This window comes from Saccharothrix sp. BKS2 (assembly GCF_047689505.1).
Taxonomy (GTDB): domain Bacteria; phylum Actinomycetota; class Actinomycetes; order Mycobacteriales; family Pseudonocardiaceae; genus Actinosynnema; species Actinosynnema lopnurensis.
Window position 1 is genome coordinate 354,658 of the sequence record NZ_JAUQOL010000005.1, and the last position, 14,472, is coordinate 369,129.

17 protein-coding genes are annotated in these 14,472 nt (G+C 71.4%); 7 read left to right on the forward strand and 10 right to left on the reverse strand.

The features are described from left to right. The first annotated feature begins 29 nt into the window (after nt 1–29). Genes Q5530_RS12710 through Q5530_RS12720 form a run of 3 tightly spaced genes read left to right on the forward strand, consistent with a single transcriptional unit; the run spans nt 30 to nt 1,962 of the window. Entirely contained in the window at nt 30–287 is a 258-nt protein-coding gene (locus Q5530_RS12710) for an acyl carrier protein (RefSeq protein ID WP_380639735.1), read from the forward strand. Beyond that, nucleotides 287–1,141 (forward strand): class I SAM-dependent methyltransferase, encoded by an 855-nt coding sequence (locus Q5530_RS12715; protein ID WP_415362385.1) that lies wholly within the window; start codon nt 287–289, stop codon nt 1,139–1,141. Before Q5530_RS12710 ends, Q5530_RS12715 begins: the two co-directional genes overlap by 1 nt. Beyond that, entirely contained in the window at nt 1,138–1,962 is an 825-nt protein-coding gene (locus tag Q5530_RS12720) for an acyl-ACP desaturase (protein ID WP_415362386.1), read from the forward strand. Before Q5530_RS12715 ends, Q5530_RS12720 begins: the two co-directional genes overlap by 4 nt. A 31-nt stretch (nt 1,963–1,993) precedes the next feature. On the opposite strand, the gene Q5530_RS12725 is transcribed toward Q5530_RS12720, so the two are convergent. After that, on the reverse strand, nt 1,994–2,803 hold the full coding sequence (locus tag Q5530_RS12725; RefSeq protein ID WP_415362387.1) for an SDR family NAD(P)-dependent oxidoreductase: 810 nt from the start codon (nt 2,801–2,803) through the stop codon (nt 1,994–1,996). 180 nt (nt 2,804–2,983) lie between these two features. Here Q5530_RS12725 and Q5530_RS12730 point away from each other — a divergent pair, with 180 nt between their 5' ends. After that, a complete protein-coding gene (locus Q5530_RS12730) occupies nt 2,984–4,312 on the forward strand; it encodes a cytochrome P450 (protein WP_415362388.1) in 1,329 nt (442 codons plus the stop codon). Between the two features lie 53 nt (nt 4,313–4,365). Next, nucleotides 4,366–4,698 (forward strand): hypothetical protein, encoded by a 333-nt coding sequence (locus Q5530_RS12735; RefSeq protein ID WP_415362389.1) that lies wholly within the window; start codon nt 4,366–4,368, stop codon nt 4,696–4,698. Nucleotides 4,699–4,917: 219 nt separating this feature from the next. Here the strand turns inward: Q5530_RS12735 and Q5530_RS12740 are convergent, their stop codons facing one another. Beyond that, nucleotides 4,918–6,027 carry a ScyD/ScyE family protein gene (locus Q5530_RS12740; RefSeq protein ID WP_415362390.1) on the reverse strand — a complete coding sequence of 370 codons (1,110 nt, stop codon included), beginning with the start codon at nt 6,025–6,027 and terminating at the stop codon, nt 4,918–4,920. Between the two features lie 228 nt (nt 6,028–6,255). On the opposite strand from Q5530_RS12740, the gene Q5530_RS12745 reads away from it, so the two are divergent. Continuing rightward, nucleotides 6,256–7,020, forward strand: a complete 765-nt coding sequence (locus Q5530_RS12745) for a thioesterase II family protein (RefSeq protein ID WP_415362391.1) — start codon at nt 6,256–6,258, stop codon at nt 7,018–7,020. 178 nt (nt 7,021–7,198) lie between these two features. Here Q5530_RS12745 and Q5530_RS12750 read toward each other — a convergent pair whose 3' ends face one another. The 8 genes from Q5530_RS12750 to Q5530_RS12785 all read right to left on the reverse strand — a co-directional run bounded on the left by Q5530_RS12750 (nt 7,199) and on the right by Q5530_RS12785 (nt 13,376). Further along, the gene (locus Q5530_RS12750; RefSeq protein ID WP_415362392.1) at nt 7,199–7,963 is read right to left on the reverse strand and encodes a class I SAM-dependent DNA methyltransferase; all 765 of its coding nucleotides are present in this window, start codon (nt 7,961–7,963) and stop codon (nt 7,199–7,201) included. A 1-nt stretch (nt 7,964) separates the two neighbouring features. Then, complete coding sequence (locus Q5530_RS12755; protein ID WP_415362393.1) at nt 7,965–8,708, reverse strand: SDR family NAD(P)-dependent oxidoreductase; 744 nt, start codon at nt 8,706–8,708, stop codon at nt 7,965–7,967. A gap of 21 nt (nt 8,709–8,729) precedes the next feature. Further along, nucleotides 8,730–9,197: an SRPBCC family protein gene (locus tag Q5530_RS12760; RefSeq protein WP_380639713.1), complete on the reverse strand. Its 468-nt coding sequence runs from the start codon at nt 9,195–9,197 to the stop codon at nt 8,730–8,732. A 20-nt stretch (nt 9,198–9,217) separates the two neighbouring features. Continuing rightward, complete coding sequence (locus Q5530_RS12765; RefSeq protein ID WP_415362394.1) at nt 9,218–9,727, reverse strand: SRPBCC family protein; 510 nt, start codon at nt 9,725–9,727, stop codon at nt 9,218–9,220. Between the two features lie 82 nt (nt 9,728–9,809). Then, complete coding sequence (locus tag Q5530_RS12770; RefSeq protein WP_415362395.1) at nt 9,810–11,084, reverse strand: MFS transporter; 1,275 nt, start codon at nt 11,082–11,084, stop codon at nt 9,810–9,812. A gap of 24 nt (nt 11,085–11,108) precedes the next feature. Then, entirely contained in the window at nt 11,109–11,534 is a 426-nt protein-coding gene (locus tag Q5530_RS12775; RefSeq protein WP_415362396.1) for a DUF1428 family protein, read from the reverse strand. A gap of 13 nt (nt 11,535–11,547) precedes the next feature. Beyond that, nucleotides 11,548–11,943, reverse strand: coding sequence for a DUF1428 family protein (locus Q5530_RS12780; protein ID WP_415362397.1), 396 nt, complete (start codon nt 11,941–11,943; stop codon nt 11,548–11,550). A 251-nt stretch (nt 11,944–12,194) separates the two neighbouring features. Continuing rightward, nucleotides 12,195–13,376 carry a hypothetical protein gene (locus tag Q5530_RS12785; protein ID WP_415362399.1) on the reverse strand — a complete coding sequence of 394 codons (1,182 nt, stop codon included), beginning with the start codon at nt 13,374–13,376 and terminating at the stop codon, nt 12,195–12,197. Between the two features lie 420 nt (nt 13,377–13,796). Between Q5530_RS12785 and Q5530_RS12790 the strand changes: the two genes are divergently transcribed. Next, entirely contained in the window at nt 13,797–14,447 is a 651-nt protein-coding gene (locus tag Q5530_RS12790; protein WP_415362400.1) for a winged helix-turn-helix transcriptional regulator, read from the forward strand. The last annotated feature ends 25 nt before the right edge of the window (nt 14,448–14,472 follow it).

Below are 14,472 nucleotides of genomic sequence, written 5' to 3' on the forward strand. Positions count from 1 at the left end.
AGCGACGACACCGGGAGGCGCACGACCCGATGGCAGCTACCGACGACGACATCCTGGAGGCGATCCGCGCCGAGGCCACCGCCATGGCGCCGCACCTCGACCCGGCGCGACTGCGGCCGGAAGCGCACATCACCGAGGTGGGCATCGACAGCGTGCAGATGCTGGAACTGGTGGCACGCCTGGAGGAGCGCTTCGACCTGACCATGTCCGACGACGAGCTGTCCGGCGTGGAGTCCGTCGCGGACCTCACCCGGCTGGTGGTCCGCGCGCAGGCCGAGGTGCCCTGATGTCCACCCAGGCCGACATCGAGGTCAGCTACGACGTCGGCAACGAGTTCTTCGCGCTGTGGTTGGACGAGGAGCGCAACTACTCGTGCGCGCTCTGGGAGGACGGGGACGACCTGGAGACCGCGCAGCGGCGGAAGTTGTCCTACCTCGGAGACCTGGCGGGCACCGGGCCCGACACCGCCGTGCTGGACGTCGGCTGCGGCTGGGGGGCGAACCTGGCCCACCAGGCCGCCGAGCGGGGCGTGCGGCGGCTGCACGGCATCACGCTGAGCCCGGCCCAGTTCGGCGCGGTCCGGGAACGGGCGATCCCCGGTGCGACGGTCGAGCTGTGCGACTACCGGGACTTCACACCCGCCGAGCCGTTCGACGCGGTGATCTCGATCGGCATGATGGAGCACATCGCCCGACCCGCCGACGTGTGGTCCGGCGCCAACCTGGCGATCTACCGGGACTTCTTCCGCCGGGCGCACCGCTGGACCAGGCCCGGCGCCAGGTTCGCGCTCCAGGTGATCCTGCGCGACCGCGTGCCCCGCGACCGCGCCGACCTCGCCGAGCTGCGCTGGGTGACCAACTCGATCTTCCCGGGCGGCATGAGCCCGCGGCTGGAGGACGTGCTGGCCACCGCCGAGCCGTACTGGGAGGTCGTCGGCGTGCGCACCCGGCGCGAGCACTACCGGCGGACCTGCGCGGAGTGGCTGCGGCGGCTGCGGGCGAACGAGCGGCTGGTGCGGCGGCGGTGGGGCGACCGGACGTTCCTGGACCACGAGCGCTACCTGTCGGTCTGCGTCCTCGCGTTCGCCAAGCGGTACCAGAGCCTCGGCCAGTTCTGCCTCGAACGAAGGAGCACCCCGTGAGCTACCTCAGCGAGAAGGAGCTCTACCGGAAGTACATGGAGTTCTTCGAGACCGCCGAGCGCAAGCGCCGCTGGCGCGTGTTCGACGACATCGACTGGGACCTGGCCGGGAAGGTCGAGCCCACCGCCGACGCGGTGCTGTGCGCGGAGACGTTCTGCGCGGTGGAGTCCTACATGCCCGACTACGTCGCGGAGGGGCTGAACCTGGTCCGCGAATCCTTCGGCCAGGCGTGGTGGCACGTCAACTGGGGCTACGAGGAGGCCAAGCACGCCTTGGCGCTGAGGGAGTACCTGGTGCGCACCGGTCGGCGCACGATGGACCAGATGATCGACTTCGAAGCCGACGTCCTGCGCAAGCGGTGGACGCTGCCGTTCGGCACCATCCGCCAGATGGTCTGCTACGGCGCCCTCCAGGAGAAGACGACCTGGATGATCTACCGCAAGCAGATGCTGGCCACCCGCAGTTCCGGCGACGAGCTGCTCACCTCCATCTACCGGTTCATCTCCCGTGACGAGGCGGCGCACGGCGGCTTCTACCTGGACGTCATCGGCAGCTGCCTGGCCGAGGACCGGGCGGGCACCATCTCGGACCTCCACCACGTGTTCTCCCGGTTCACCATGCCCGCTTACGACCTGGTCCCCGACTACGAGAGCAGGGTGCGGGTGATGCGGGCCGTGGGCATCGACCGCAAGGCGTTCCTGCGCGAGGTGTTCCTGCCGATCATGTCCCGGCTCCAGGTGGGCCGACGCGAGCTGGCTCGCGCGGCGGCGCAGGAAGCGGCGCGGCGGCAGGAGGGCGAGCTCCCGACCCCACCGGGCTGAGTCGAGAGCCCCGGACGCGCGGCAACCGGTGTCAACCCCGGTTCGCGACCTCGCGCAGGAAGTCGCGAACACCGGTTTTCCGCATGACCCAGGAGGTCAACCTCGGCGATATCGCGCTGACCACGTCGGCGACCCGTTCCACCACCGGCGCGACGGTGATCTCGACCCTGTTCTCCCGCGCGCAGCGCAGCACCGCACGAGCCACGTCATCGGGCCCGACCCCACCGAGCAGGGCCGGGCGGCGCACCGGCCAGCGCGCGGAGATGCCGACGTCGGAGACCGCGGTCGGGTGCACGACGGAAACCCCGACGCCCGTTCCGCGCAGCTCCTCGTGCAGCGACCAGGTGAAGCCGGTCAGGCCGTGCTTGGTCGAGGAGTTGACCACACCGTAGGGATAGGGCACGCGCCCGGCAACCGAGCCGATGTTCACCACCTGGCCGCGACCGGCGGCCAGCAGGTGCGGCAGGACCAGCCTGGTGAGCGCCTCCACGCCGAACAGGTTGACCATGAGAATCCGCCGGATCTCCTCGACCGGGATCTCCTGGAACCTGCCGACGCGCTCCAGGGCGGCATTGTTGACGAGCAGGGCGGGCGGACCGAGTTCGGCGCGCACCACGTCCACGACGCGACGCTGCGCGCCTTCGTCGGACACGTCGGCCGGCACCACGAGCGGCTCGGGACCGCGGCGCGCGATCACCGACGCCGTCTCTCGCAAGCCGTCCTCCGAGCGAGCCACCAGCGCCAGCCGGACACCGGCCCGTGACAGGTGGTCGGCGATCACCGGGCCGATGCCGCGTGATGCTCCGGTGAGAATTCCGACTGCGCCGTTCAATTCCAGCATGTATCCCCCGCCCGGAATAATTCTGGCGCCCTCAGGTTAACACCGAAAACGGCCCCCGCCGATCACGCGGAGCACCACTTCCCCCTTCCGGACCATTCCCGTGCTGCTACCGTGAAAACACATACGCACCCGTCATCCCGCTTCCGGCCGTCTTGCCGTTCGCGTACCGAGGGGGTTCCCATGCCGAACACCGCAGGGCGATCGCGTTCACCCGGAACCGGGATACCACCGGGTCCCCGGTTGCCCGCGTCGGTGCAGACGGTCCTGTACTCGCGCTACCGGCACCGGCTGTTCCCGCTGCTGCGGCGGCGGTACGGCGACGCGTTCGCCCTGCGGCTCACCGCACCGCCCCGGCACATGGTGGTGATCTGCGATCCGGACGACATCCGCCAGGTGTTCGCCGCCTCTCCCGAGGTCGCGCACGCCGGGAAGGGCAACGGGATCATGGGGCCGGCGCTGGGCATGCGGTCGATCCTGCTCGCCGACGGCGACGAGCACCGGCGCGCTCGTAGGCTGCTGGTGCCCGCGTTCAGCGGTGCGGCGCTGCGAGGGTACGAGGCGCTGGTGGCGGACCTGGCACGCGCGGAGGTCGTCCGGTGGCCGCGGACAACCGCCTTCCCCGTGCACCGGCGGATGCAGGCGGTCACCCTGGAGGTGATCCTCCAGGTGGTGTTCGGCGTGACCGACGCGGCGAAGCTGGCCGCCCTGCGCCCACTCGTGCGCACGATCGCGGACATCGGCCCGGTCACCTTGCTGGGCCTGCCGTTCCACGCGTTGCGCCGGGTGGACCCGTGGCGCCGGTACGCCCGCGCCCAGCGGGAGCTGCACGAGCTCCTCCAGGCCGAGATCGTCGAACGCCGCCGCGAGGGCGACCTCACCGAGCGCGTGGACGTGCTGTCGCACCTGCTGCGGGCCACCGCCGACGAGGAGGACGGGTTCACCGACGAGGAGCTGCGCGACCAGATGGTCACCCTGCTGCTGGCGGGGCACGAGACCACGGCGACCGCGCTGGCGTGGTCGCTGCACGACCTCGCGCGCGACCCGGCGGAACTGCGCACCGCGCAGCAGGCCGCCGACCTCGGTGACGACGCCCACCTCACGGCAGTGGTCAGGGAATCCTTGCGGCTCAAGCCCGTGGTGCACGAGATAGCCAGGCAGCTGACCGAGCCGCTGGACATCGGTGGCCGCCAGCTGCCCGCCGGGATCACCGTGCTGCCGGCCATCGGGCTGGTGCACGCCGACGCCGCCCACCACCCGACCCCCGACCGGTTCCACCCGGACCGCTTCCTCTCCGGACAGCCGGCAGCGAACACGTGGATACCGTTCGGCGGCGGGGTGAGGCGCTGCCTGGGCGCGGGGTTCGCCCTGATGGAGGCCACCATCGTGCTGCGCGAGGTGTTGCGCCACCACCACCTGGCGCCGGACCGGCCACGCCGCGAGCGGCAGCGCGCGCACAACGTCACCCTGGTACCCGCGCGAGGCAGCCGCCTGGTCGTGTCGGCGCGGTGACGCGCCGGCCGAGTCGACGCGGTGATGTCCTCCGTCGACCTTCGCGGAGAACGTTGTGGATGATCGGGTGCGGTATCGGCTGGGCAGGCGAGCACCACGACGTCGCACTCGTCGACGAGCACGGCGGTCCGGTCGCCCGACGGCGCACCGCCGAGTCCGTCGAGGGATTCACCGAACTGCTCGGCGTGGTCGCCGAGGCCGGGGACACAGGCCACCACCCGATCCCGTGGCCTGAGCTTCCCCCAATAGCCCGGTGGCTTTCCAGGACGGTGCGTAGCGCAACCGCGGACGACAACACCTGGCGGCGTGCGACGAGCACTGGCGACCGGCTGGAAGTTGATCCGTGGAAGTGCAAGCGCCGCTGCCTTCTGGCGAACGGCGCTTGACCGGAACACCACGTCCCGCTGACCGCCGGCGCGCGAAGAGCCTCAACCACGAACCCCGCTGGAACGCGGTGGTGCGCAGCGCCGGTACCGCGACCCTGCCGACCCGGGCTCGTGCGGAAGCGGGGCGCCGGTGCGGCGCCCCGCTTCGGGGTGTGCGGGTGGGCGCTGGTCGCGCAGCACGCTCGGTGTCGTGCTGGGGGAGGCAGACGCCCACCGCGGTCAGCGGGTGGCGCGCAGGCGCAGCAGCTGCCCCGAGTTGTCGCCCATGCCGGTGGTGCGGTTGGTGAGGTAGATGTCGCCGTTGGGCGCGACCGCCACGCCGCCCGGGTGCTCCAGGCCCTCGCGGGCCAGGACGGTTCGGGTGCCGTCGCGCTCGACGCGGATCAGGCGGCCCGTGCGGTCCGGCGAGTCGAAGCCCTTCTCGGCCAGTTCCAGGATGAGCATCCTTCCCCGGTTGTCGAAGGTCATGTCGATGATGCCGGTGAACCCCCGCGCCACGACGGTGGGCGTGCGCCCGGGAACGAGTCGCCAGACCCGGGCCGCGCCGATGCGGGTCGGTTCGCCGCTGTACTCGCTGATGTAGAACGCGCCGTCGGGGCCTCGGGTGATGGCGCTGGGCACGGACTCCACCACGGTGTCGCCGATGACCTGGTCGGGCAGCAGGGCGACCATGCGGACGGTCCCGTCGTCGCCCGCGAACAGGATGTTGTTGCCGCCCGCCTCCGCCACCAGCGCGCCACCGGGCACGGGGACGATCCCGTAGGCGTTGGTGTTGACGTCGGCCTTGTGCGGGTTGTGGGTCTGCTCGAACGCCAGCAGGTCGCCGCGCGGCACGAGGTCGCCGCCGGGCGTGACGACGCCGGTCTGCCCGAGGCCGCGGGCCTCGGCGCCCAGGCCGTCCCGGGTGGACATGCGCCCGCCCAGGCCGAACACCACCAGGACGCGGCCGCGGTCCACGGCCACGTCGTGCAGGCCCAGCACGGAGAACTCGTTGATGACCGACGGCAGGCCCTCGGCGATGCGGGTGGCGCGGCCGGAGCGCGGCGAGTACGCGGTGACGGCACCGGTGAGGCCGAAGCACGCCGGGTAGTCGCCCACCCCGGGTGCGCACGGCGCGGGGCCGCCGCGCCCCGCCTCGGTGACGAGCACCCGGTTGCCCCAGGCGTCCCAGGTGAGCCCTCGTGGTGTGTCCAAGCCGCTCGCGACCACTTCGACGGCCGTCCGGCCGGGCCCGTGCCGGTCACCCGCGGCGCTCGCGGGCACCGCGGCCACGACGACCGGCACGAGCAGCGCGGCGGCTGCGGTCAGCACGGTTGCGCGTTGGAACATGGCACCTCCTCATAGTCCACATAGGTCCAGATCGGTCCACTGCGGTGCCAATTTGCTATCAGTTGCATTAGCCATGGTCAATTCACGCCCGCCTCGCCACCTCGCGAAATCCCACTTGGAAAGGTTCGGTCGCAACGTTCTTGCTGGTCAGTCAGTTGACCGAAAGCTGAGCCATTCCTCCACCTAGGTGGTGAATAGTTGAGTCATCCCCGAGCCGGAGGAGGCTGCGTGTCCGGAGCGGTCACGTCGCGGTGGCTGGTGCCCGGCCCGGCCAGGCCGGGCGCGCCCCGGCTGTACTGCTTCCCGCACGGCGGCGGTTCGGCCGCCGAGTACGTGCGGTGGGGTGCCGCGCTGCCCGCGTTCGAGGTGCACGCCGTGCACCTGCCCGGCCGCGGTGCCCGGCCTGCCGAACCGCCGCTGACCGACCTGGACTCGCTGGTGGCCGCGCTGGTGCGGGCCGTGCCGTTCGGCGTCACCGGTCCGTACGCGTTCTTCGGCCACAGCCTGGGCGCGCTGGTGGCGCACGAGGTGAGCCGGGTGCTGTGGGAGGCGGGCGAGGCGCCACCGGGGCACGTCGTGGTGTCGGCGTTCCCCGCGCCCTCGCGGGTGCGGGTGACCGCCCCGGTGCACGACCTGCCCACCCAGGAGCTGGTGGCCGAGGTGGCGCGCCGCCACGGAGGCCTGCCGCCCGAGGTGTTGACCAGCCCCGCGCTGCGCGCGCTGACCGCCAACGCGCTGCGCGCCGACTACCGCGTGCTGGAGACCTACGCGTGGCGGCCCGGTCCGCCGGTGCCCGTGCCGCTGACCGTGTTCGCGGGCCGTGACGACGGGATCTCCGAGGCCGACCTGCGCGCGTGGGGGGCGCACACCACCGAGCCGGTGGACGTCCGGCTGTTCCCCGGCGGGCACTTCTACCTGCGCGAGGACACGCCGGCGGTGCAGCGGGCGCTGGCCGGCGCGCTCACCCGGCCGCGCCGGGCGGTAGGGGTGTAAGGCGGCGGGCGCGAGGCGATGGGTGCGCAAGGCGGCGGGCGTGCAAGGCGGCGGGCTGTGAAGCCGTAAGCGCGCGAGGCCATGAGCGCGCGAGGCCATGAGCGCGGCTCGATGCCCCGTCCGGTCCTGGCGGGCGGGGCATCGGAGCCGGTGACGGCGGAAGCACTGCCGCCACCGCTCAGGGAAGGCGAGCACTCCAGGTGTCGCGCCTCGTGCGCGGTCCCGCGGCCTGCTTGCCGTAGTTGTCGTGGACGGCGATCCCGGTGAAGCCCGCCGCGGTCAGCGCCGCCTCCACCTCGTCCCGGTCGAACCACCGCTGCGGGTGGCGCTCGCGCGCCACCTCACGACCCTCCGGGTCGGTCAGGGTCACCAGGTACTCGTAGTGCGCCGAACCGGGCTCGTGGCGGGTGTCCCAGGTGTAGCCGAAGTCGTCGAACCGCTCGCCGAACTCGCCCATCGCCGCGATGGCCTCGAAGCTCAGCCGGGTGCTCAGGTCGAACACCACGACCCCGCCGGGCTCCAGGGCCGTCGCGATGTGGCCCAGCGTCCTGGCCAGCGCGTCCTCACCGGTGAGGTAGTTCGCGCCGTCGAAGCACATCAGGGCCGCGTCGAACCGGCCCAGCCGGGCCAGCCGCTCGTCGGGGAGCACCAGCTCGACCAGCTCCGTACCGGGTGCGGCGCGTCGCCGGGCGATGTCGAGCATCTCCGGCGACGCGTCCACCCCGGTCACCCCGAACCCCTGCTCCTGCAACCGCCGCACGGTCACGCCGGTGCCGCAGCAGATGTCCACCACCGAGCGGACCTCGCGGCCCGCCTCGGCGAACCGCCGGGAGGTGAAGGCGAACCACTCCTCGTAGGGGATGCGGTCCGCCGCCATCCACCGGTCGTACACGCCCGCGATCCCGCCGTACGGCGGCTTCGCGGCAACCGGTCCGCGAGCCACGTCAGACCGCCTCGGCGACGGTCCAGCCCAACTGCTGCGCCAGGTAGCGGCAGCCGTTGACCTCGACCGCCTTCCGGTCCAGCAGCCAGGTCCAGAACGGCAGCGTCACGTCCGGGTACGGCACGCCGGACAGGTCGAAACCCGGCTCGGCCTGCTCGTAGCCGCGGGTGCGGATGCCGCCCGGGTCGACGAACACCACGCCCGCGCCGCTGTCGGCGATCTCCGCCGCCATGATGCGCGAAGCCTGGTCCAGCGCCGCCTTGCTGGCGCCGTAGACACCCGCGCACGGGAACACCTCCACCGCGGCCTCGCTGGACAGGTTCACCACCAGGCCGCCGGACTCGACCAGCAGCGGCATCGCCAGTTGGGCCAGCGCCACCGGCGCCGTGACGTTGGTGCGCAGCACCAGGTCGAACGAGTCCAGCGGGTGGTCCAGCAGCGGCCGGATCGGGCTGACCCCCATCACGGAGGCGTTGTTGACCAGCCAGTCCAGGCCACCCAGGCCGGCCGCGGCGGCGGCCAGGCGCTCCCGGTGCCCGTGGTCGCCGACATCACCGGGCAGCGCCACGACCTCGGCGCCGCGACCGCGCAGCCGCTCGGCGACGACGTCGAGGTCGGCCGCCGTCCGCGCGGTCAGCACCACGGCCCAGCCCTGTCCGGCCAGGAACTCGGCCAGCGTCTCCCCCAGCCCGGTGCTCGCGCCCGTGACCAGGGCGACCCGCCGCCGCCCGGTGTGTCCGTTCATCGCAAACCCCTCCGTGGTGTTCTAGGTGGACAGTCGGATGCCGTGCTCCGCGTAGCAGCGCACCAGGGTCAGGGCCTCGCCCCAGCCCGTGGCGCACTCGGCGAAGCGCCGCAGCCCCGCCTCGGTCTGCGGCAGGTCGGTCTCCACCACCTGGAGCCACGTGCCCTCGGCGTGCGGCGCGGTGGTGAAGGTGACCAGCGAGGGCGGGGAGCCCCAGGTGAACGCGAAGCGCTCACCCGGGTCGCACGCCACGACCTCGCCCTCGTCGGTCATCGCCGACCCGTCGTCGGTCCAGCCCTTCCAGACCAGGTGCACGGGACTGCCCACCCTGGGCTCGAAGCTCGACCCGTCGGTGAACCACCTGTCCCAGCCGGCGCCGCTGGACAGCAGCTCGAAGACCGCCGCCGGTGCGGCGCGGACCTTGGTGGAGTGCAGGATGTCCGGCACGACCACGGCCGGTTCCGCCGAGAAGGTGCCCGAGGTGCTCATGATCGCGTTCTCCCCGGTGCTCACTCGGCCGCTGCGGAGTAGGCGGGCAGCAGCTCCAGCCACCGGGCGTCGGAGTCGGCCACGGGCTCGCGGCCCTGGAGCCGCGCCTCCATCGCGTCGGTGTACATGTGCCAGCCGGCGCAGTAGTCGGCCGGGTCGACCTCCGACGGCAGGTCGCCGTGCCGCAACCGCAGCAGGGTGCCGTCGCCAGCGGGGCTGATCTCCACCCGCAGCACCGAGTCGGCGGACTCGCCGATGTAGCGCCACGTGTGCTCCAGCAGCTCCGGCTCCCGCCACTGGAGAACGCGGCAGGTGATCGTGTCGCCGTGGTCGCCCCGACCCTCCAGCACGTACTCCTGGTCGGGGCCCGGGACGCCGGCCAGCACCGGGCCGAACCAGGACGGCAGCAGCGCCGGGTCGGTCCAGGCGGCCCAGACGGCGTCGGGGGTGCCCGGCAGCACCCGCTCCAGGCGCGCCTCGCGCCTGGTCCGGGACGCCTGCCCGAGCAGGGTGGTCGTCGTTTCGCTCATGACGAGCTCTCTCCTTCCGGTGATCGCGCCGGGCGCGATCGGTTGGTGCGTCGTTTTCGGAGGGGACCGGAGGAGCGCACCGCTAGGCGGTGCCGGACGCCGGGGTGGGCGTCGCGGGTTCGGTGGTGGGTTCCCCGTCGGGCTCGGGCGCCCGGTCGGCCTCGCCGACCGCGCGGTCCAGCGCCAGCAGGCCGATGCCCAGGCCGCTCAGCAGCACCAGGACCATCGCGGTGTTGAGGCTGGTCAGGTCGGCCAGCCAGCCGTAGACGGTCGGGGTGGCGATGAACGCGCCGTACGCGGGCAGCATCATCGCGGCCGCGACCAGGCCGGTGTGGCTGGGCGCCACGCGGGCCGACGCGCTCAGGCAGGTGGGCTGGACGCCGGCGATCGCGATGCCCATGAGGACGAACGCGAACACCGACAGCGCCACCGACGGTGCCACGACCAGGACGACACCGGACACCGCGGTGCCCCCGCCCGAGATGAGGAACGACCTGCGCACGCCGAGCTTGCGCACCATCCACGCGTTGATCAGCCTGCCGATCATCATCATGAGGCTGAAGAGCGCGAACGCGGCGCCGCCCACGACGATGGGCGCGTCGAGGAGCTGGTCGACGTAGATGACCGACCAGACCTGCACGATGCTCTCCACCGCGATGGCCAGGACGGTCATGATGAACACGATCCGGAACAGCCGGTTGCGCATCAGCACCCTGGTGCCGACCTGCTCGCCCTGGTCCTCCTCCGCCGCCGCGCCGCGGTCGACGGGCGGGTAGGCGATCAGGAACGACGCCACGAGGACCGGCAGCAGCAGCACCGCGGAGCCGGTGACCACCCACCGGTAGTCGACGCCGGCGCTGATCAGCGCGCCCGCGCCGAGCGCGCTGATCACGGTGCCGCCGCTGTTGATGGCGTACATGACGTTCATGACGTCGCGCCCGCCGTGGTTCTCGATCTCCATGAACACGCTGTTGGTCGCCGTGTCGATCAGCGCCGAGGCGAGACCGGCCAGCACGAAGGCGACCACGAGGCCGAGCAGGCTGGTGCTGATCGCGAGGGTGAGGAGCATCCCGATCATGGCGGCCTGGCCGGCGATGCCCAGCGCGCGGTGGTCGAAGTGCCGGTACAGCCGCTTCGCCGACAGCAGCGTCACCAGACCCACGACGGGCAGCGTCAGGTGGGCGGTGCCGAACACCCCGTCGGTGAGGTTCAGGGCGGTCACGACCTTCGCCCAGACGACCGTCATGATGCCGATCGCGATGCCGAAGACGAAGAACTGCGTCCCCGACAGCCAGGACGCCGCGCGCAGGCTCCACGTCGGAGCGGTGCCACCCCCGCCCGAGGTCCTCTCGTCCATACCGGTTGACACCGTCATCTCCTCCTAGGCGGGCGCCGGGGCCCAGTGGGTGCGGGGCTCGGCGAGGTACCGCTCGTGCTCCGCTTCGTTGAACAGGTCGAACAGGGTGCTGAACTCGGCCCGCACGACCCGTCCGATGTCGACGGTCCGGACGAGCTCGTGGTAGAGCACCATCAACTCGGGGTCGGCGTCCACGCGGGGCATGACCTCGTCGTAGTGGGCCCGGTCGTGGAAGTAGGCCAGTTCGGCGTAGAGGACCTCGTCGTCGGCGACGTCGACCGAGGACTCGATGTCGGAGCACCCGTACTTGGCCGTCGGGTCGGCCATCTCGAACACGGTGCCGCCGATCGCCCCGTGCCGGCGGAACACCTCGATCGCCTGGTGCACCACCGTCCGGAACTCCTCCTCGCGCGCCCTGGGCACGCGGTGCAGGAACCAGATGACGTACATCGGTGCTCCGGGATCAGATCGAGGCGTGGGCGGCCATGGCGGCGTGGTCCACGCTGCGGACGGCGGAGGAGAACTCGGACCGGGCGACGTGCTGGATGTCCACGGTCTTGACCAGCACCTCGAACAGGTCCACGACCTCCGGGTCGGCGTCGGTGGACGCGGACACGCGCTCGTAGTGCGCCTTGTCGTGGAAGTAGGAGACCTCCACGTACAGCACCTCGTCGCCGTCGATGCCGAGGGCGTTGCCCATCGACCGGCAGCCGAACTTGTCCGTGTCGTCGGTGACGCGCACCAGCTCGCCCCCGAGGGCGCCGTGCCGGCGGAACACCTCGATGGCCTGGCCGACCACGCGCTCGAAGTCGTCGGTGCGGTTCTCCGGGACGCGGTAGACGAACAGCTCCTGGTACATGGGACTCTCCCGTCTGCGGTGTGGCGTGCTCGTGCCACCAAAGTTCGCAGAGCCCGGCACTCACGGACAGTGAGCAGACCACGAATGACGACCTGAGAATCCGAGTCGACGACCATGAAGAAAACACGGTTCCGCGGACACGCCGAACAGGCGGGCGGTGTGCACCGCCCGCCTGTGCTCCGCGCGGTCGGTGGTCGCCACCCTCTGCGACCACCGACCGCGCGGTCCGCGCCACCGGTCCTGCCCCGGGGTCAGCGCCCGCCGACGACGTCGGTCGTGCCGTCGGCCTTGCCGTGGCACTTGACGTGGTTGAGGGTCATGTGACCCTTGCCCAGGTAGTCGCCGCTCTTGCCGCGGAAGGTGCCGAACAGCTTGGCGTTGGTCATCGGGCCCGACACCGGGTCCGTCGGGTTCGACAGCTGCACGTGACCGGCCGTGACGCGACCGGCCTCGACGGCGGCCTGGAGGTTGACCGCGGCCCAGCCGAAGTACCGGCCGCGCACGCTCTGCACGAAGCCGAAGTCGGCCCCGCGGATGCGGTCGGCGCGCTCGCCCTGGCCCAGGATCTCCGCGGTGCCCTTCGGCGCGAGCTCGGTGAACGCGATGCGCTCCAGCGAGATCGGCACCTGCACGGCCTCGCCCTGCTCGACGATACCGCTGGGGTAGAAGTCGCGCAGGGTCTGGGACAGGTAGTTGTGCTCCCAGTACTTCTTGTCGTACTCGACGGAGAAGCCCCGGAACGGGTAGATCTCGTAGTGCGGGGTGCCGTCGTCGTGCAGGCCCTCCAGCATCTTCTCGATCGTCAGGTCGGTCTGGAAGTTGCGGACGTTGGTGGACGCCAGCACCCGGCCCATGATCGAGTCGAACCACTTCGGGGACAGCACGACGCGCACGGCGCCCAGCTCGGGGAACACGACCGTGGTGTAGCCGCTGATGATCAGCGGAACGGTCTGGTCGAAGTTCCCGGTCTCCTCGACCTCGGCCACGCCGTAGACCCGGTTCGGGGCGGTGGCGGTGGCGTCGGCGTACAGCACGCGGGCCCAGTCGGCGACCTCGGGGTCGTCGTCGTCCCGGTGCGACTCCAGCAGCCCGGCGGACTGGGCGCCCGCGGACTTCAGGCCCAGCCACAGCGCGCCGGAGCGGGCCAGGCCGTCGGGCTCCCGGTCCACGTAGTCCTGGATGGCGGGCAGGGCGCCGGCGCCCTGGCGGTCGGCCAGCTCCCACAGCGCCCGCTCGCGCTCCAGGGCCGTCTCCTCCTCGAACGCCGCGGTGCGCAGCTCGGCTTCCGAGCGGGAGTCGTAGGGCAGGTAGTTCTCCGCCATCGGACGCGCGAAGTCCAGGTGCTCGACCGGGTCGTGGAACCGCTCGGTGCTCGACACGTGCGCGGCGATGCCGATCGGTGTCGAGGTCGTCCTCGTCGTTTCGTTGATCATTTCATGATCCCTTCAAGGGTTCACTATGGAATCGCATAGCCAGTGTTGAACGGCTTTCCGGTGTCGACAAGAGCGGAGGAACGCTCGACCGGTGAATCCTGACCGGGAGTTGACCGAGAGTTGACCGGCACTGGCCCGAATACCGCAACGGACGGCTTTCCGTGCGTTCGGCGATCGGAAAACCGGCAGACATCTTGATGGGCGAGATTTGTGCGACGAAGCCTCATAAGTCCACAGTGGACTTCGTCGACACCGCCGCAGCGAGGCGGAAGCCGGCTGCCGCCCTTGTCCGACACCCGCGGGCAAGGGCGGCGGCAAGGCCGGTCGGTATCGGGCGGCCATCGCGATACCTCCATATAGGTAAGTGTTTCTTAACCGGTACTGCGCTATGCTTTGGCCGAAATCAACCGGGGAGGCGTCATGGCGATCAAGCGGGACTACGGCCAGTTCTGCGGCCTCGCCGGCGCGCTCAACGTGATCGGCGAGCGCTGGACGCTGCTCGTCATCCGCGAGCTGCTGATCGACGGCGTCCGGTTCACCGAGATCATGGACAACCTGCCGGGCATCGGCCCGAACCTGCTCGCCGAACGGCTGCGCGTCCTGACCGAGCACGGGGTGGTCGAGCAGCTCCCCGTGCGCGGCGACGCCAGGGGCAGGCAGTACCGGCTGACCGAGCTGGGGCGGCGGTTGTGCGGGCCCGTGCTGGAGCTGGCCCGGTGGGGCATGTCGTTCCTGTCCGACGAGGACGGTGCCGGCGTGGTGCGCGGCGAGTGGGGCTTCCTCGCGGTGCAGGCGATGGTCCGCCCGGACGCGGTGCCCGACGAGGACCAGACCTACGAGTTCCGCATCGGCGAGCCGGTGTTCGTCGTCCGCGTGCGAGGCGGCGAGGTGTCCTTCGCCCGCGGCGGCGACCCCGCCGCGAACCTGGTCGTCACCAGCGACCCCGACACGTTCGTGCGCATCGGCGCGCAGATGCTGACCCCGTTCCAGGCGATGGCCGCCGGCCGCATCAGGGTCGAGGGGGACCAGCGGGCGATCCACTGCTGCGTGCGGATGCTCGGGCTCTCCTGAGCCGGCGGTGGTGGAGCACCACCGC